The following is a 16,359-nucleotide window of genomic DNA, read 5'->3' on the forward strand; positions in this document are numbered from 1 at the left end:
TCCTTGCCCTCTCCTTAGAGTACGATGTCGGTCCAGAGCTCGGACGGATCCGGCTCGGCGTCGTTCTGGGCGAATTCGGCGGCGTCGGCGACGACGTCGCGGACTTCCTTGTCGATGGCCTTGAGCTCGTCCTCGCTTGCCCACTTCTTGTCGAGCAGCCGCACCCGGACCTGCTCGATCGGGTCGTGCTCGGAGCGCATCTTCTGCACTTCCTCCTTGGAGCGGTATTTGGCGGGGTCGGACATCGAATGGCCGCGATAGCGGTAGGTCTGCATCTCAAGGATCAGCGGGCCATTGCCGGCGCGGCACCATTCGGTGGCGAGCTCGCCGGCCGACTTCACGGCGCGGACGTCCATGCCATCGACCTGGATGCCCGGAATCTTGAAGGAAGCGCCGCGGTGCGAGAAGTCGGTCTCGGCCGACGAGCGCGAGACGGACGTGCCCATGGCGTAGCGATTGTTCTCGATGATGTAGATCACCGGCAGCTTCCACAGCGAGGCCATGTTGAAGCTTTCATAGACCTGGCCCTGATTGGCGGCGCCGTCGCCGAAATAGGTCAGGCAGACGTTCTTGTTGTCGCGGTAGCGGTTAGCGAAGGCGAGACCGGTGCCCAGCGACACCTGCGCGCCGACGATGCCGTGGCCGCCATAGAAATGCTTCTCCTTGGAGAACATGTGCATGGAGCCGCCCTTGCCCTTCGACAGGCCGCCGCGGCGGCCGGTGAGCTCGGCCATGACGCCGCGCGGCGACAATTCCATCGCCAGCATATGGCCATGGTCGCGATAGGCGGTGATCATCTGGTCGCCTTCGACCAATGCCATCTTCATGCCGGTGACGACGGCTTCCTGGCCGATATAGAGATGGCAGAAGCCGCCGATGAAGCCCATGCCGTAGAGCTGGCCGGCCTTCTCCTCGAACCGGCGGATCAGGAGCATGTGCCGGTAGGCGGAAAGCTCTTCTTCCTTGGTGAAATCAGCGGGCTTGGGCGCTGATAAATTGGACTGTTTGTCGGATCTGGATTTGGCGGGCGCTTTTTTGGCGGCGGTGGCCATGCGTCACTCCCTGTTGGCGTCTCTTTGCGGACATTCGGGAAGATCGATCGTCTCCCCCAGCGATTTGCGCGAGGCTAACATGCAAGGATGCATTGCGCCATGCTGAAAAATGCATGGCTGGCATGCATCTAAGCGATTAGAATCATTGCGAATAAAGACGATTAACCGGAATGCGGTTATTTCGTCGGCGCGGGCAGCATGATGGTGATTTCGTCGGGCTGGGACAGATTGAGCGCCTTCCGGGCCTGCTCGTCAAGCATATCCTTCTCCAACGTGCCTTCATGCATCAGTTGGACGCGACGCTCGAAGTCGATCCGGCGCGCCTTCACGGCATCCAACTGGGCCTGCAGTTCGACCGCCCGGGCCTCGAGCCGATACTTGGAGTAGATGCCAAATTCGCCGTGATAGGCATGAAAGCCGAAATAGGCCAGGAAGAGCACGCAAAGCGAGGGGATGATCAGCCTGCCGGTGTTTCTCTGCTTGTGCTGACGTGTCCACATGACCCGAACCCTCGCGACCGCGAACGCAAGCGGCCATGAGTCGTATTTCGCCCGATTGTGCTTAATGGACGGTTACGGCGGCCTGTCGCAGGATCCCCGGAGACGAAAAAGGGCGGGAATGACCCGCCCTTTTTTCAGACTGTTCGAACAGGCCGGATCAGCCCTTGATCACCGACTTGCCGGCGTAGCGCGCCTGCTTGCCGAGCTCTTCCTCGATGCGGATAAGCTGGTTGTACTTGGCCATGCGGTCCGAACGCGACAGGGATCCGGTCTTGATCTGTCCGCAATTGGTAGCGACCGCCAGGTCGGCGATGGTCGAATCTTCCGTCTCGCCCGAACGGTGCGACATGACCGCGGTGTAGGCGGCTTTGTGCGCAGTCTCGACCGCGTCGAGCGTCTCGGTCAGCGAGCCGATCTGGTTGACCTTGACCAGGATCGAATTGGCGACGCCCATGCGGATGCCGTCGCGCAGCCGCGCCGTGTTGGTGACGAAGAGGTCGTCGCCGACGAGCTGGATCTTCTTGCCGATCAGGTCGGTCAGGATCTTCCAGCCTTCCCAGTCATCCTCGGCAAGGCCGTCCTCGATGGTGATAATCGGGTAATCGGCAGCCAGCTTGGCGAGATATTTGGCCTGCGCCTTCGGATCGCGGGTCTTCTTTTCGCCTTCATAGACGTAGTTGCCGTCCTTGAAGAACTCGGTGGCGGCGCAGTCGAGTCCGAGCGCGACATCCTCGCCCGGCTTGAAGCCGGCCTTCTCGATCGATTCCATGATGAAATCGAGCGCCGCCGGCGCGCTCTTCAAATTGGGAGCGAAACCGCCCTCGTCGCCGACATTGGTGTTGTGGCCGGCGTCCTTGAGCTTCTTGCGCAGCGTGTGGAAAATCTCCGAGCCCCAGCGCACGCCGTCGCGCAGCGTCGGCGCGCCAACGGGCAGGATCATGAATTCCTGGAAGTCGATCGGGTTGTCGGCATGGGCGCCGCCATTGATGATGTTCATCATCGGCACCGGCAGGACATGCGCCTTGGTGCCGCCGACATAGCGGTAGAGCGGCAGGCCGGCGGCTTCGGCCGCGGCCTTGGCGACCGCCAGCGATACGCCGAGGATGGCATTGGCGCCGAGGCGGCTCTTGTTCGGGGTGCCGTCGAGCTCGATCATCGTCTGGTCGATATGGATCTGGTTCTCGGCTTCCATGCCGCCGATCGCCTCGAACAGCTCGCCATTCACGGCCTCGACCGCGCGCTGAACGCCTTTGCCGAGATAGCGCGGCCCGCCGTCACGCAGTTCGACCGCCTCATGCGCACCGGTCGATGCGCCCGAGGGCACAGCGGCGCGGCCCATCGAGCCGTCTTCCAGCACCACGTCGACCTCGACGGTCGGATTGCCACGGCTGTCCAGGATTTCACGCCCGACAATGTCGATGATGGCGGTCATTTGCGATGTCCCCGATTGATCGATTGAAGCGTCGCGCCCCTCTTAGCCAAAGCGGCGCAAAAGGCAATCGGCGGCGCCGCAATTATTGCCGCGGGCGGGATTCACGAAGCGCAAATTTCTGTCATCATAAGTCATGCGCGCTGCGCGACCATCTCATCTATGGTCGCGTTCGCGCGGGGCGAAACAGGAGGAGTTTCGCCATGTCCCAGTTGAGCGGTATCGTGAGTTTGTTCCTGATCGCGGCGGCGTTTCTGACGTCATGCGACGACCAGAAACCCCAGCAGAGCTCGGTGGAATTATTCACCCTCGAAGCGGCGCGGTAGCGCCAAGGCGCAAAGGCCCTCGGCTTGCCGAGGGCCTTTGCGATTCCTGCTGGCCGGTCAGTGCCAGTAAGGCGTGACCTGATAATAATCGAAGGAGGCGTCGCGCGCGGCCTCGCCATCCGCGCCGGTCAGTTCCTTGATCGAATAGGCGGGCGCGGCCTGGAGCTGCTCCTTGGTGAACGGCACGACATAGCCGCCTCTTTCCTTGTCGTAGTCGAGCGTCGCCCAGGGAACGGCGTGATACTTCTCGCCCATTCCGAGAAAGCCGCCAAAGCCGATCACGGCGAACATGATGCCGTTCGACATCTTGTCGAGCATGACATCCTCGACGCTGCCGATGCTCCTGCCTTCGGTGTTGTAGACAGACGTGCCGATAACGCGCGAGGCGGCAATGGCTTCGGTGTGCCCGGACGGGGTGGTCATGGTGGTGCTCCTCTCGGTTGAATGCCTGTATTGACAATGAGAGGAGCGGACGAAGGTTCCGACGATCTTGCTCAGCTGTCGGTGAGGATGAAGGTGACTTTCATATTGACCCGGTAGGCGGCGATCTTGCCGTCCTCGACGACGATCTTCTGGTCCTGGATCCAGGCGCCCTCGACGTTCTTCAGGGTCTTTGCGGCGCGTGCGATGCCCTTCTCGATGGCATCCTGAAAGCTCTTCTTGGACGACGACGTGATTTCGGTAACGCGGGCAACGGACATGGCTTCCTCCTGCCAAGACGCTCAGTTACGAAACGAGCGTAGCGCCGGCTCGGTGCAACCACAAGCCGGCGCAGGATTGGCCCGGATCAGTGACCCTTGGCGATGCGGTCGAAGGCCATCAGCTTTTCCAGCAGCGCCGGCATATCCTTCAGCGGGACCATGTTCGGACCGTCGGAGGATGTCGAGTTGTCGGGGTCCTGATGGGTTTCGATGAAGACACCGGCGACGCCGACGGCAACGGCCGCGCGCGCGAGCGTTTCGACGAAGCGCCGTTCGCCGCCGGAAGAGCCGCCCTGCCCGCCTGGTTGCTGCACCGAATGGGTCGCGTCGAAAATCACCGGGGCGCCGATCTCGGCCATGATCGGCAGGGCGCGCATGTCCGAGACCAGAGTGTTGTAGCCGAAGGAGACGCCGCGCTCGGTGGCAAGCACGTTCGGATTGCCGGAGCCGGTGATCTTGGCGACGACGTTCTTCATGTCCCAAGGCGCGAGGAACTGGCCCTTCTTCACGTTGATGACCTTGCCGGTTTTTGCGGCGGCGACCAGCATGTCGGTCTGCCGAGACAGGAAGGCCGGGATCTGCAGGACATCGACATGCGGCGCGACAACAGCGCATTGCTCCTCGGTGTGGACGTCGGTCAGCACAGGAAGGCCGAACTCCTTGCGCAGGTCGTCGAAGATCGGCATCGCCGCTTCGAGGCCGGCGCCGCGCGTTGCCGACAGCGAGGTGCGGTTGGCCTTGTCGTAGCTGCTCTTGTAGACGAGGCCGATCCCCAGGCGTTGCGTCAGTTCCTTCAGCGCGCCGGCCATGTCGAAAGCGTGCTGGCGCGATTCAAGCTGGCACGGGCCGGCGATCAGCGACAGCGGCGCGTTGTTGGCGAAGACGACCTTGCCGATGGTTACCGACGAATTGGGCGCCAGGGGCTTGCTCATGGGGTCTCCCGGAAGATGAAGGCAGCGCCCTGCCCGGGCGCCGGTGGAACGACGATATCGCTGCCGCTCATGTTGTGATCGATCGCCCCTGCCGCAAGCGCGTGCGCAACTGACGCTTTGTCGCGGATCGAGAAAACAACTGCCTCAAATCGCAAATGCGACGAGGGCTTGGCCGTCAGGCCGAAGAGCCGCGCGTAGCTTTCCGGCGTGACCACGCTCAGGATCGCATTCGGCAGCCCCACCGCAGCGTCACCCGCACTCAGCTTGTGGGTAATCGCGACGGCGGCGATCGCAATCAGCCCGATCTGCGCGGCCGGCGCATCGCTGACCGCGACCACTTCGACAATACCGGTCACGCCGTTGGCGTGCGCCTGGAGCGCCGTGCGGTCGATCTTGGGCGGGTTGACGCGCTCGCAGGCGAAGAGGAAGGCGTCCGACGCCGCCAAGCCGGCCGCGAAGGCCAGCTTGAAGGACGCCGTATCGCTCTTCCCGCTCGCGTCAGTAAAGACGCGTGAAAAACTCAGCATGTCCCCAGCCGACAGGCCGGCTTCGACAAAGCGCCTGTGGTCGGCATCGGCATTGCCGGTTCCGAGCACGACGGCGGAAAAACCCTCCTCGCCCAGCCGTTCGCGATAGAGGCGGTCGCGCGCTATGAAGACATTGCCGGCCGCGATCGCCTGTTCCGTCGCCTGTGCATTTCCCACCGCCAGCGGCTCCAGATAGGTGCCGTCAGTGAAAAAGACGCAGGCATTCTCCGTGCCGAACGGATGGACGCCTGTCGGAGCGACGACAAAGCCGAGCGAGGCCAGACGCAACCGCACAGCATCGAGGCTTCTGGTCGGCAGCACGAGATGGTCGAGCGGATTGGCGGAGCTTTCGATCATGCCGGCGCGGTGTGCCTCATTCCGGCCCGCGGTTCAAGAGCGCGGACCGACAGAGCGCGCTTTGCCCGCTCAGGCAGCGGCCACGACATCCGCGGAATAGCGCAGTTCGCGCAGCGGCTTCACCTTGCTGGTCGTATCGGCATAAATCGGATGCGCCTTATAAGCGGCAAGGGCGGCCTCATCCTCGAACTCGGCATAGACGACCACATCGATCGCGTTGGAGAAAAGATCGACCTTGGTGTTGAGCGTCACCTCGAAATGCTTCGAATGCGGAATCTTGCCAAGCGCCAGCAGGCCCGAGCGCACAGCCTCGACATCTTCCTTGCGCCGCACGCTGAAGAAAACGATGTGCCGGATCAAGCCAGCCTCCCTGGTCTTCGATTCAGCAGCGTTTTTGTGGGAGCAACGCCCAGGCGTCAACCCGCAACGATGTCGCGCCCGCGATGCGAAGCCGGCGAAATCTCACCCGGTGACGTAGCGCACGATGCGCGACATCTCCCGCACGGTCACATCAAGGTAGTGGCCGCGATTGTAGAGGCCGTCCCAGAACAGGAAGAAGGTGATGGCGGCGATGACGATCACATAACGCATGGCTAAAACTATCGCATGTGAATGGCCGGAACCAGAGCGGCAGCGGCGGCGATTTTGTCAGTTCACCGCTTTTTGCCGGGTGCCGCTTTTGCCTTTGCGCCAGCGGACAGATCGGCTGGCAGCGCCGGATCAAAGGGTAATGCGATACTTGGCGAAGCCTGCTTCGCCATCGCCGGCAGGCTCGATCTTCAACGACTTGACCTCCGCGATGAAATTCTTGGCCCTCGGTCCGGTCTCGAAGACGACGCTGGTGCCGGGCAGCGGCGCGAAGGACCAGTTGTCGTCCGCAGACGGGTTGATGGTGCCCTCGCTGACGACATAGCGCACGATCACGTCGCGATTGGTGTCCGGCGCCTCGTAGATGATCTTCGAGGCGTTGATGTCGGGGAAATTGCCGCCGCCGCCGGCGCGGTAGTTGTTGGTGGCGACGACGAATTTCGCTGCGGGATCAATCGGTTTTCCGTCGAATTTCAGGTCGACGATACGGTTGGAACCGGCGTTCGCCACGCCGCCCTTGGCATCGTATTTCGGCGGCTGCGACAGGTCGATCCGGTATGTGACGCCGTCGATCACGTCGAAATTATAGGACGGGAAGTCGGTGTTGATGAGAGCCTGATCCGCCTTGCCCGGCTCGATATGGTTGAAGATGCCGGCAGACATCTCCAGCCATTCCTTCACCTCGGCCCCGGTGATTTCGACGGCGCGCACCGTGTTCGGGTAGAGATAGAGATCGGCGACGTTCTTGATGGCGATGTCGCCCACGGGAACGTCGGTATAGTAGTCGGCGCCGTTGCGGCCGCCGGCCTTGAAGGGCGCCGCCGCCGACAGGAGCGGTACATCCTTCCACTCAGTGCTCTTCAATATGTCCTTGAGATACCAGGTCTGCGCCTGATTGACGATCTGCACGGACGGGTCGTCGGCGACCAGAGCGAAATAGGAATAGAGCGGCGCCGATGTCTTGCCGACGGGGCGGCGGACATAGGCGAGTGTCGCCTCGTGGTCCTGCTCTAGCGCCGCGATGATGCGCTTGTCGTCGCCGACCGTCGGTTTGTTCTTGTTATCGACGCGCTCGTAGATCGGCCGCGCCTCGGAGGTGGCCGAGACGACCCGCCATTTCGAGCCGTCGCGCTCCAGAAGCAGGTCGATGAGGCCCATATGCGAGCCCCAGAAGCCGCCCATGACGGCCGGCTTGCCCTGCAGCGTGCCCTTCTCGGTGTCGACGCCTGCGAGCGCCTGAAAATCCTTCTTGCCGGGGAAGACCAGGTGCTGGTGGCCGGTGAAGACGGCGTCGATGCCCTCGACGCCGGCGACGAAGAAGGAGGCGTTCTCCATCTTGTCGCCCTGCTTGATATCGATGCCGGAATGCGAGAGCGCGATGATGATGTCGGCGCCTTCTTCCCTGATCTGCGGCACCCAGGCCTTGGCCGCCTCGACGATATCGCGCGTCTGGACGTTGCCATCAAGGTTCTTCAGGTCCCAGACCATGATCTGCGGCGGCACGAAGCCGATGACGCCTATCCTGATCGGTTGCTCGGCGCCAGAGCCGTCCTTGATCTTCCTGTCGAGGATCACATACGGCTTGAGATAGAGCTTGTCGTCGCGCGGGTTGGTCGCAAGCGTGGTGCCGCGGATCAGGTTCGCGCAGACGAATGGGAAATTGGCGCCGGCCAGCACCTTGTCGAGGAAGGACAGGCCGTAATTGAACTCATGGTTGCCAAGCGTCGAGCATTCATAGCCGAGCAGGTTCATGCCCTTCATGATCGGATGCAGGTCGCCATCCTTCATGCCCTTCTCGTAGGCAACGTAGTCGCCCATCGGACTGCCCTGCAGGAGGTCGCCATTGTCTATAAGCATCGAATTGGCGGCTTCCTTGCGCACGGCGTCGATCAGCGAAGCCGTGCGTGACAGGCCCATCGTGTCGTTCGCTTTGTCGGCGTAGTAATCGTACGGCAGCAGGTTCACATGGATGTCGGTGGTCTCCATGATCCTGAGATGCGCTTGATTGGGCGCGGCGCGGGCGGAGAACGGATGCAGCATGATCAGCGCGGTGCCGGCAGCCGCGCCGGCCAGGAATTCGCGGCGGGAGAATCCGCGACGGGAGACGGGCAGCCGTGACATTTTCTTCTCCTCTTCGACAACGCGATAACCCTTGCCCCAGCAGCGGAGCATGGCGCTGAAGACGTTTCGAGTCCACGTGCGCGAAAAGCCTTTCAATCATGAGAAGGTGACGCGTCGATGAAGCAGGTGACGGCGACGAAATCAGCTCTTGTCGTCGTCGCCCTGGGTGATCAGGCGCGCGCTGCGCTGACCGGTGAGATAAATCCATAGCCAGCTAAGCGAGACCGCCAGGCGGTTGCGGAAATCGATCAGGAAATAGATGTGGGCTATGCCCCAGAGCCACCAGGCGAGCCAGCCGGTGAGCTTGATCCAGCCGAAATCGATTGCGGCGGCGCGCTTGCCGATCGTCGCGAGGTCGCCGGCATGCCGGTACTGGAAAGGACGCGTCGCCGTGTCGCCGGCAAGTCGCGCCTTGACCGTCGCGGCGACATGCTTGCCCTCCTGCTTGGCCGAGGGCGCCACGCCCGGCACCGGCTTTCCGTCCGGTCGCAGCACATGCGCGGTGTCGCCGATGACGAAGATGTCTGGATTGCCGGGCACGGTGAGGTCGGGCTCGACGATCACCCGGCCCGCCCGGTCGGCCGTCGCTCCAAGCCATTCGGCCGCCGGCGAAGCGGCAACGCCGGCCGCCCAGATGATCGTCCTTGCCGGCAGCTGCTTGTCGCCGAAGACCACGCCTTCGGCATCGAGTTGCGTGACGGGGCGCCCGAGCTCGACGGTGACGCCCAGCCGTTCCAGCGCCTTGTGGGCATAGTCCGAAAGCTGCGGCGCGAAATTGGCCAGGATACGGTCGCCGGCCTCGATCAGCACGACGCGCGCCTGACGTGTGTCGATGTTGCGGAATTCGCCACGCAACGTGTCATGCGCAAGCTCGACAATGGTGCCGGCGAGCTCGACGCCGGTCGGCCCGCCGCCGACGATGACCAGCGTCAGCAGCGCCTGGCGCTTTGCTGGATCGGCCTCGCGCTCCGCCTGCTCGAAGGCGAGCAGGACGCGGCGGCGGATCGCGGTGGCATCCTCGAGGGTCTTCAGCCCCGGCGCGAACGGTTCCCACTCGTCATGGCCGAAATAGGCGTGGCGCGCGCCGGTGGCGAGCACGAGCGTATCGTAGGGCATCGAACTGCCGTCTTCGAGCAGCACGCGTTTGCCGGCGCGGTCGACGCCCGTGACGTTGCCGAGAAGCGTCGTCACGTCCTTGCGCCTGCGCAGCAAATGGCGGATCGGCCAGGCGACCTCGGAGGTCGCCAGCGACGTCGTCGCCACCTGGTAAAGCAGCGGCTGGAACAGGTGGTGATTGCGCTTGTCGATCATGGTGATGCGCACCGGCGCCCCAGACAATGCGCGGGTGAGCTCGAGCCCGCCGAACCCGGCGCCGACGACCACGACATGATGCCCGGCTTCGCTCATTTCATTCACCTCGCGACGTAAAACTACCACACAGAGATGTAAGTATTTTTGTGCGCTGCAACAACATCTTGCCGGGCAGGAAACATGCCCCAGAGTCGTCGCGCGGCGTCGTGAATGCACATGTAGCGCGCCTTGCCGCAGGTATAGCGTGAGACAGCACGACAGGAACCTATCATGGCTGATAATCGCGACGACGACGGGCCTGCCCAATACGCATCACCGCCCTGCTTCATGCATGAACTGGACCCGGAATATCGCGAGCCGCTTTCCGATTGGACGGATGTCAGGCGATGGCGCAAGGCCGAGCGCGAGCGGCTCATCAATGCCCGCCTTGCCGTATCAGCCGACGCGCGCGCCGCCATGTCGGCACGCATTGCGGACGGCATCGACGCGCTGATCGGCGACATAGACGGCCGGATGGTCAGCCTCTACTGGCCGTTTCGCGGCGAACCGGATCTGCGCGGCTGGATGGCCGCAATCAACGAGCGCGGCGCCCGCACCGCGCTGCCTGTCGTCATCGAGAAGGGACAGCCGCTGGTGTTTCGCGCCTACAAACCGGGCGATCGGCTGGAAAAGGGCGTCTGGAACATTCCGATCCCAGCCGCAGGCGATCCGGTCCTGCCCGATATCGTGATCTCGCCGATCGTCGGTATCGATGCCGGCAAGTATCGGCTGGGCTATGGCGGCGGCTTTTACGATCGCACGCTTGCCGCAATGCCGTTCAGGCCGCTGGTCATCGGCGTCGGCTACGAATTGCAGCGCATACCTACCATCTATCCGCAACCGCACGACATTCCAATGACGACCGTGGTTACGGAGGCGAATACCGCCTAAAGCGCGTCGCGATCTTTCAGATTCGCTCCATGCGCTTTAGGTTTTGATTTACGCATGTCTTTATCCCGAAACCGGTTCCCACTTTCGGGAGACATGCTTTAAACGGTCCAGGTCCAGTCGATCGGGTAGTGGAAAATCGGAGTGAAAGTGACGCCGGCCGCCTCCATGTCCCCGCGGCCGTCGACGACCATCTCCTTCAGCGTGTTGAGCTGCGCCGCATGCTCGTCGGTATCCCAGACACTAACTTGGACCATCTCGCCCTTCGGCGAGACGCCTGAATAAAAGTGGAGGAGCCCCGGCAGCCGTCTGACGGCCGGGATTATGTACTGCGAGGTCTTCTTGCTCGCAGCGTCGACCTCGGCGAACCGAACCGGCTCGAAAGTGGCGCGCGAGATGCGGACGACGGAGGTTGCCGGCAACGACTCGGCCAGGGTGACTCTTTCTGTCATGGTCCAGCCGCTGCCTCTTTGATGGTGTTGAGGCCGGAAGCTAGAGCAATTCCAGGCAACGCGTGAAACGGTTTCGTCCGGAAATGGCGTCAAATCAATGTGAACAAAGAGGTCGACCGTTCCGTCAAGCGATGAACCTTGCTAGGCCATCTCGGGCCGCAGCCCGACCGCCGTGCGATCGACGATCTCGCGCAGCGCGAAAGATGAGTTGATCTTCGTCACATGCGGCATGGCCGACAGCCATTCCTTGTGGATGCGCTCATAGTCGACGAGGTCCTTCGCCGCGATACGCAGGATGTAATCGTATTCGCCCGACATCAGATGGCAGGAGAGCACGTTGGGGCAGCGCTTGATCGCCGCCTCGAAATCCGACAGCGTCTTCTCGAATTGCCCTGACAGCGATATGTGCACGATCGCCGTCATCTGGTGGCCGAGCGCGGAGTTGGACAGCCGCGCGTGGTAGCCGCGGATGGTTCCGGACTTCTCCAGATTGTCGAGCCGGCGCGAACAGGCCGACTGGGAAAGACCGACCTTCTCGGCAAGCGCCGCATTGGGGATCCGGCCATCCTTCTGCAAAGTCTCCAGAATGGCGATATCAATCCTGTCGAGCGGCATTCTTCGTGGTTCCTGCGAATTTTTTGATCTTTTGCGCAACGATTATCGAAGACCAGCCATTGCCGCAAGTGCATTCGCAAACACATACGGAACGATTCGTGGTTGACTGCCATTATTGCGTGTCGCCTCCGGATCGCGCGGCGTTTGGAGCTGATGGCACGCACAAATGACAGGGAGAGCGCCCTTCGAAGGGCGCGCAGAGGAGAAGAAGAATGCGTGTCGGCTGCCCCAAGGAAATCAAGAACCATGAATACCGCGTCGGCATGACGCCCGGCTCGGTCCGCGAATATGTCGCGCATGGCCACGAGGTGCTGGTCGAGACCGGCGCTGGCGCCGGCATCGGCGCCGATGACAACGCCTATCGCGCCGCCGGCGCCACCATCGCCAAGACGGCGGCCGACGTGTTCGCCAAGTCGGACATGATCGTCAAGGTCAAGGAGCCGCAGCCCAACGAATGGGTCCAGTTGCGCGACGGCCAGATCCTCTACACCTACCTCCATTTGGCTCCGGATCCGGAGCAGACCAAGGGTCTTCTTGGCTCGGGCGTCACCGCGGTCGCTTATGAGACCGTGACCGACGACCGCGGCGGCCTGCCGCTGCTTGCGCCGATGTCGGAAGTCGCCGGCCGCCTGTCGATCCAAGCCGGCGCGACCGCGCTGCAGAAGGCCAATGGCGGCCGCGGCGTGTTGCTCGGCGGCGTGCCCGGCGTGCTGCCCGGCAAGGTCACCGTGCTCGGCGGCGGCGTCGTCGGCCTGCACGCGGCCAAGATGGCTGCCGGCCTCGGCGCCGACGTCACCATCATCGACCGTTCGATCCCGCGCCTGCGCCAGCTTGACGACATCTTTGGCGGCCGCGTGCATACGCGCTACTCGACCGTCGAAGCGCTGGAAGAAGAATGCTTCTCGGCCGACGTCGTCATCGGCGCCGTGCTGATCCCGGGCGCCGCCGCGCCCAAGCTCGTCACCCGCGAGATGCTTTCCGGCATGAAGAAGGGCTCGGTGCTGGTCGACGTTGCGATCGACCAGGGCGGCTGCTTCGAGACCTCGCATGCCACGACACATGCCGATCCGACCTATGAGGTCGACGGCGTGATCCACTATTGCGTCGCCAACATGCCGGGCGCCGTGCCGGTCACCTCGGCGCACGCGCTCAACAACGCGACGCTGCATTACGGCCTGCAGCTCGCCGACAAGGGCCTCAAGGCACTGGTCGATGACCACCACCTGCGCAACGGCCTCAATGTCCATAGGGGCAAGATCACCAACCGCGCCGTCGCCGAAGCACTCGGCTACGAAATGGTCGAGCCGAAGGCGGTCCTTGCCGCCTGATAAATCCGCGAAGATTTCCTTCAGTCGCCCGCCGGGTCATTCCGGCGGGCTTTTTCTTGTGCGCACTGGTCGCACCAAGAAAATCCGGGCAACAAAAAAGCGGAGCAAAAGCCCCGCTTCCTCGAAGTTGCGATCCGCCGCCGGTCCATCCGCGGTCGACACATCATCAACCATTACTTTCTAGCAAAGGAGTACGACGGGAATACGACAGTCTTGGAACGCCGGGTTTCTCTTTCCGGCCATTATGCCGCTTGTGTGAAATGCTTCACATTCGCCCGTCAGGAAAGGCGCCTAGACACGCGCCGTTACTGGCGGCCTGAGCTGCTTTCCGGGTCGGACGAGTCCGGCCCGGACAGCACTTGCCGACAGCTTCTGTCAGACCCTCCAACAGCCCGCCTGACCATCGGCGGGCTTCTTTTTGGGGTCATGCCGGTTTGGGTTCAGGCCCGCTCGATGCGGCATTGGTAGCAATTGTTCCGCGCCGAGCGGACATGGATGTAGGCGATGTCGTCGCGCCCGAACAGCGTCCGCGCCCGGGCGGCAATCTCGCCGGTCGGCGTGACGGCGCCGCTGCCATAGACGATGCGATCGTCCTTGCCGTAGCCCCTGACGATATAGTCGCTGCTTTCGAGCATTTCCGGCAACGCATCGCCTCCGGCGGCACGTTCGCATTCCTCGGCATGCAGGAAGATCGGGCCGGTTTCGGCATAGGGCTGCAGGTCCGGGAATGGTCGGTAGGCAACGATCAGATAGCCGTCACCCTCGGCGACGTTCTTCAGGCAATGCCTGCATGGCACGCCGTCGCCATCGGAAATCCGGTGCTCCGGGGGGCGGCCATAGGCATCGGGCCCTCCCCGCTGCAAGGCGCGCACGGCTTCGGTCGGCAAGGCTTTGAACTGGATGCTCATGGCGAAATCTCCGGTGTCTATGTTCGGAAACTATGCCTTGGCAACAGCGCCTCCCACCCGATTCCTGACTGCCGGCGCGCATATGAAAGAGCCCGGCTGCTTTGAACAACCGGGCCCTCGACCATCGGCATTATCGGCCCTGGGCGCTACCGCACGAACTCGTCGAAGCGGCGCAACGTCACGCGGCGGTTGCGCCAGTTTTCCTGCTGCGTCGGCACAAGCAGGAATTCCTCGCCATAGCCGACAGTGTCCAATGCGAAGGAGGGCACGCCGAACTCACCCGCCAGCGTCCGCTTCAGCGATGCGGCGCGGCGTTCGGACAGGACCTGGTTCGATTCGAAGGAACCCACGGCGTCGGTGTGGCCCTCGATCAGGATGCGGGCGCCGCGGTCGCGCCGCAGGATGCGATGGAGCGCGTCGGCAATGGTCTCGACCTTGCCGTATTGCGAGGGGGCGATAGCGGCCGAGCCGAACTCGAAATTGATCGACTGGATGTCGATCGAGCGCGCCATGCGCCGCAGGTCCGGCCGGCGCTTGAACTCGCGAATGGTGACGCGTTCGTTCGGGCGCGGCTTCTTCATGGGTGCAGCGTCGAGCTGCCGCTCGATCGTTGCGGCCGAAGGCGTGGTCGCCTGCGCGGATGCCAGGCTCGGCATGGCAATTGCCGCGATTACGGCCACGGCAAATGTACGTCGGGTCAACATGTCTTTCTCCAATAAGTTCGGCCTCGTAATGCGGCCGGACAATGGCAAAGACAGTCTGAAGCGGCGATGAACGGGATGTTCAGGCGCAAGGCAATTCCAGAAGAAGCGTGTTGCGGTTTTTCTGGAATTGCCTGAACGACTTTAGCCTCGCATGACACTGGCCGAGCGCTCGGCGAAGGTCAGCGGATGCACGACCTCCTTCTTCTGCGCCACCGGCGTGAAGCCGAGCTTCTGGTAGAGCGGCAGAGCCGCCGGATGGTCGAGCGTGCAGGTCTGCACGGTGACGCGCCTTGGCCCATACGCCCAAGCCGCCGAAATCGCGGCGCCCAGGAACCAGCGGCCGATGCCCTGGCCGTGCGCATGCTCCATCATGCCGAAATAGGCGAGCTCCACCTCGTCCGGCAGATGCGGCTTGAGATCGAAGAAGCCGGCGGGAGCACCGTCGAGGTAGAGCACGCGGATGTCGCGGTCCTCGCGGTGCAGGCCGGCGGCAAGCTCCTCGTCGCTCAGCCTGAGCACATTGACCCAGTGCCATTTGCGCCCAACGCGATCCATCAGATAGCGGTAGAAATGGAGCGGGATATCTTTCGTCTTCAGCAGCGCGATCTGGCGGTTGTAGGGGATCGGCGGCGAGACCGCCGGCGCCGCATGCATCTCCAGGAACGTGACCGTGACATCGATATCTTGCGGCGCGCCGTTTTCCATCATTCTTTCCCCGTCACCACCGGCGTGTCGCTGAGACCGCCCCATTCCGTCCAGGACCCGTCGTAAAGCCGGTTGTCGCTATGGCCGAGCGTCTCCAGCGCCAGGGTGATCGCCGCCGCCGTGATGCCCGAGCCGCAGGACGTGACAACGGGCTTCGAGAGGTCGATGCCGGCACCCTCGACCACCTTGCGCAAGCGGTCCTTGGGCAGCAGCTCGCCATTCTCGGCAAGCGCCGTGATCGGGACATTGCGCGCGCCCGGCATATGGCCCGAACGGACGCCCGGGCGCGGCTCCGGATCGGTGCCGGCAAAGCGGCCGGCCGAGCGCGCGTCGGCGATCTGGCTCTCTTGGCCGGCAACGATCCTGCGCATCTCGTCGAGGCTAACGACCCGGCTTTTGTCGAAATCAGCATGGAAGACACTCGGCGCGGTCCGTGTCGGCTCAGAAGTCACCGGCCGCCCCTCGGCCTTCCATCGGTCGATGCCGCCATTCAGGATGTAGACCTGAAAGACGCCCATGACACGGAACATCCACCAGGCGCGCGGCGCCGAGAACAGGCCTGGCCCGTCATAGACGACAATGGTGTCGTCGGCCGAAATGCCCCTCGCGCCGACATATTGGGCGAAGTGCTGCGGCGAGGCCAGTGTGTGCGGCAGTTTCGAATCCGGATCGGAAACCGCGTCCTGGTCGAGGAAGCGCGCTCCGGGAATGTGAGCGGCGTCGTATTCGGCGCGGGCGTCGCGGTTTTGCGCCGGCAGATACCAGGAGGCGTCGATAATGGTGAGGCCGGGCTCGCCAAGCCGCTTTTGCAGCCAATCGGCGTCGACGATGAAGGGACTGTCCTGCGCCATTTTGTTCTCCCTGCCCCGCCCTGCT

Annotated in this window: 20 protein-coding genes; 3 read left to right on the forward strand and 17 right to left on the reverse strand. The window is 63.0% G+C overall.

Going from position 1 to position 16,359, the window contains the following annotated elements; all coding sequences use genetic code 11:
• Window positions 1-14: 14 nt before the first annotated feature.
• The 3 genes from pdhA to eno all read right to left on the reverse strand — a co-directional run bounded on the left by pdhA (window position 15) and on the right by eno (window position 2,984).
• On the reverse strand, window positions 15-1,052 hold the full coding sequence (gene pdhA / locus RFM41_RS10680; protein WP_320245211.1) for a pyruvate dehydrogenase (acetyl-transferring) E1 component subunit alpha: 1,038 nt from the start codon (window positions 1,050-1,052) through the stop codon (window positions 15-17).
• Window positions 1,053-1,228: 176 nt separating this feature from the next.
• Window positions 1,229-1,552 carry an FtsB family cell division protein gene (locus RFM41_RS10685; protein ID WP_095818097.1) on the reverse strand — a complete coding sequence of 108 codons (324 nt, stop codon included), beginning with the start codon at window positions 1,550-1,552 and terminating at the stop codon, window positions 1,229-1,231.
• Window positions 1,553-1,709: 157 nt separating this feature from the next.
• On the reverse strand, window positions 1,710-2,984 hold the full coding sequence (eno, locus tag RFM41_RS10690; protein WP_320245212.1) for a phosphopyruvate hydratase: 1,275 nt from the start codon (window positions 2,982-2,984) through the stop codon (window positions 1,710-1,712).
• Window positions 2,985-3,184: 200 nt separating this feature from the next.
• Between eno and RFM41_RS10695 the strand changes: the two genes are divergently transcribed.
• Window positions 3,185-3,307, forward strand: coding sequence for a hypothetical protein (locus RFM41_RS10695; protein WP_320245213.1), 123 nt, complete (start codon window positions 3,185-3,187; stop codon window positions 3,305-3,307).
• Window positions 3,308-3,364: 57 nt separating this feature from the next.
• Here the strand turns inward: RFM41_RS10695 and RFM41_RS10700 are convergent, their stop codons facing one another.
• The 8 genes from RFM41_RS10700 to RFM41_RS10735 form a co-directional block, all read right to left on the reverse strand.
• Window positions 3,365-3,730, reverse strand: a complete 366-nt coding sequence (locus tag RFM41_RS10700) for a PRC-barrel domain-containing protein (protein WP_320245214.1) — start codon at window positions 3,728-3,730, stop codon at window positions 3,365-3,367.
• A 71-nt stretch (window positions 3,731-3,801) separates the two neighbouring features.
• On the reverse strand, window positions 3,802-4,008 hold the full coding sequence (locus tag RFM41_RS10705) for a dodecin family protein (RefSeq protein ID WP_073986887.1): 207 nt from the start codon (window positions 4,006-4,008) through the stop codon (window positions 3,802-3,804).
• A gap of 86 nt (window positions 4,009-4,094) precedes the next feature.
• Complete coding sequence (gene kdsA / locus RFM41_RS10710) at window positions 4,095-4,940, reverse strand: 3-deoxy-8-phosphooctulonate synthase (RefSeq protein ID WP_320245215.1); 846 nt, start codon at window positions 4,938-4,940, stop codon at window positions 4,095-4,097.
• Window positions 4,937-5,824 (reverse strand): VOC family protein, encoded by an 888-nt coding sequence (locus RFM41_RS10715; protein ID WP_320245216.1) that lies wholly within the window; start codon window positions 5,822-5,824, stop codon window positions 4,937-4,939. Before RFM41_RS10715 ends, kdsA begins: the two co-directional genes overlap by 4 nt.
• Before the next feature lie 69 nt (window positions 5,825-5,893).
• A complete protein-coding gene (locus RFM41_RS10720; RefSeq protein ID WP_042642267.1) occupies window positions 5,894-6,184 on the reverse strand; it encodes a Dabb family protein in 291 nt (96 codons plus the stop codon).
• Window positions 6,185-6,286: 102 nt separating this feature from the next.
• A complete protein-coding gene (locus tag RFM41_RS10725; protein WP_263497950.1) occupies window positions 6,287-6,415 on the reverse strand; it encodes a hypothetical protein in 129 nt (42 codons plus the stop codon).
• A gap of 129 nt (window positions 6,416-6,544) precedes the next feature.
• Window positions 6,545-8,533 carry a bifunctional 2',3'-cyclic-nucleotide 2'-phosphodiesterase/3'-nucleotidase gene (locus tag RFM41_RS10730; RefSeq protein WP_320245217.1) on the reverse strand — a complete coding sequence of 663 codons (1,989 nt, stop codon included), beginning with the start codon at window positions 8,531-8,533 and terminating at the stop codon, window positions 6,545-6,547.
• A gap of 141 nt (window positions 8,534-8,674) precedes the next feature.
• The gene (locus RFM41_RS10735; RefSeq protein WP_320245218.1) at window positions 8,675-9,940 is read right to left on the reverse strand and encodes an NAD(P)/FAD-dependent oxidoreductase; all 1,266 of its coding nucleotides are present in this window, start codon (window positions 9,938-9,940) and stop codon (window positions 8,675-8,677) included.
• Window positions 9,941-10,114: 174 nt separating this feature from the next.
• Between RFM41_RS10735 and RFM41_RS10740 the strand changes: the two genes are divergently transcribed.
• Window positions 10,115-10,774, forward strand: coding sequence for a 5-formyltetrahydrofolate cyclo-ligase (locus RFM41_RS10740; protein WP_320245219.1), 660 nt, complete (start codon window positions 10,115-10,117; stop codon window positions 10,772-10,774).
• Window positions 10,775-10,872: 98 nt separating this feature from the next.
• Here RFM41_RS10740 and RFM41_RS10745 read toward each other — a convergent pair whose 3' ends face one another.
• Together RFM41_RS10745 and RFM41_RS10750 are read right to left on the reverse strand one after the other, a co-directional pair.
• On the reverse strand, window positions 10,873-11,223 hold the full coding sequence (locus RFM41_RS10745; protein ID WP_320245220.1) for a hypothetical protein: 351 nt from the start codon (window positions 11,221-11,223) through the stop codon (window positions 10,873-10,875).
• Between the two features lie 141 nt (window positions 11,224-11,364).
• Window positions 11,365-11,838, reverse strand: a complete 474-nt coding sequence (locus tag RFM41_RS10750; RefSeq protein WP_040994689.1) for an Lrp/AsnC family transcriptional regulator — start codon at window positions 11,836-11,838, stop codon at window positions 11,365-11,367.
• A gap of 212 nt (window positions 11,839-12,050) precedes the next feature.
• Here RFM41_RS10750 and ald point away from each other — a divergent pair, with 212 nt between their 5' ends.
• Window positions 12,051-13,166 carry an alanine dehydrogenase gene (gene ald / locus RFM41_RS10755; protein WP_320245221.1) on the forward strand — a complete coding sequence of 372 codons (1,116 nt, stop codon included), beginning with the start codon at window positions 12,051-12,053 and terminating at the stop codon, window positions 13,164-13,166.
• Between the two features lie 440 nt (window positions 13,167-13,606).
• Here ald and RFM41_RS10760 read toward each other — a convergent pair whose 3' ends face one another.
• The 4 genes from RFM41_RS10760 to sseA form a co-directional block, all read right to left on the reverse strand.
• Window positions 13,607-14,074 (reverse strand): DUF1203 domain-containing protein, encoded by a 468-nt coding sequence (locus tag RFM41_RS10760; protein ID WP_320245222.1) that lies wholly within the window; start codon window positions 14,072-14,074, stop codon window positions 13,607-13,609.
• 146 nt (window positions 14,075-14,220) lie between these two features.
• Window positions 14,221-14,778 carry an OmpA family protein gene (locus RFM41_RS10765; protein ID WP_320245223.1) on the reverse strand — a complete coding sequence of 186 codons (558 nt, stop codon included), beginning with the start codon at window positions 14,776-14,778 and terminating at the stop codon, window positions 14,221-14,223.
• A gap of 141 nt (window positions 14,779-14,919) precedes the next feature.
• Window positions 14,920-15,483: a GNAT family N-acetyltransferase gene (locus RFM41_RS10770; protein WP_320245486.1), complete on the reverse strand. Its 564-nt coding sequence runs from the start codon at window positions 15,481-15,483 to the stop codon at window positions 14,920-14,922.
• Window positions 15,483-16,334, reverse strand: coding sequence for a 3-mercaptopyruvate sulfurtransferase (gene sseA / locus RFM41_RS10775; RefSeq protein ID WP_320245224.1), 852 nt, complete (start codon window positions 16,332-16,334; stop codon window positions 15,483-15,485). The genes RFM41_RS10770 and sseA overlap by 1 nt, the downstream gene beginning before the upstream one ends.
• Window positions 16,335-16,359: the final 25 nt, after the last annotated feature.

Origin of the sequence: Mesorhizobium vachelliae, from assembly GCF_033977325.1 — a bacterium.
Classification (GTDB): Bacteria; Pseudomonadota; Alphaproteobacteria; order Rhizobiales; family Rhizobiaceae; genus Mesorhizobium; species Mesorhizobium vachelliae.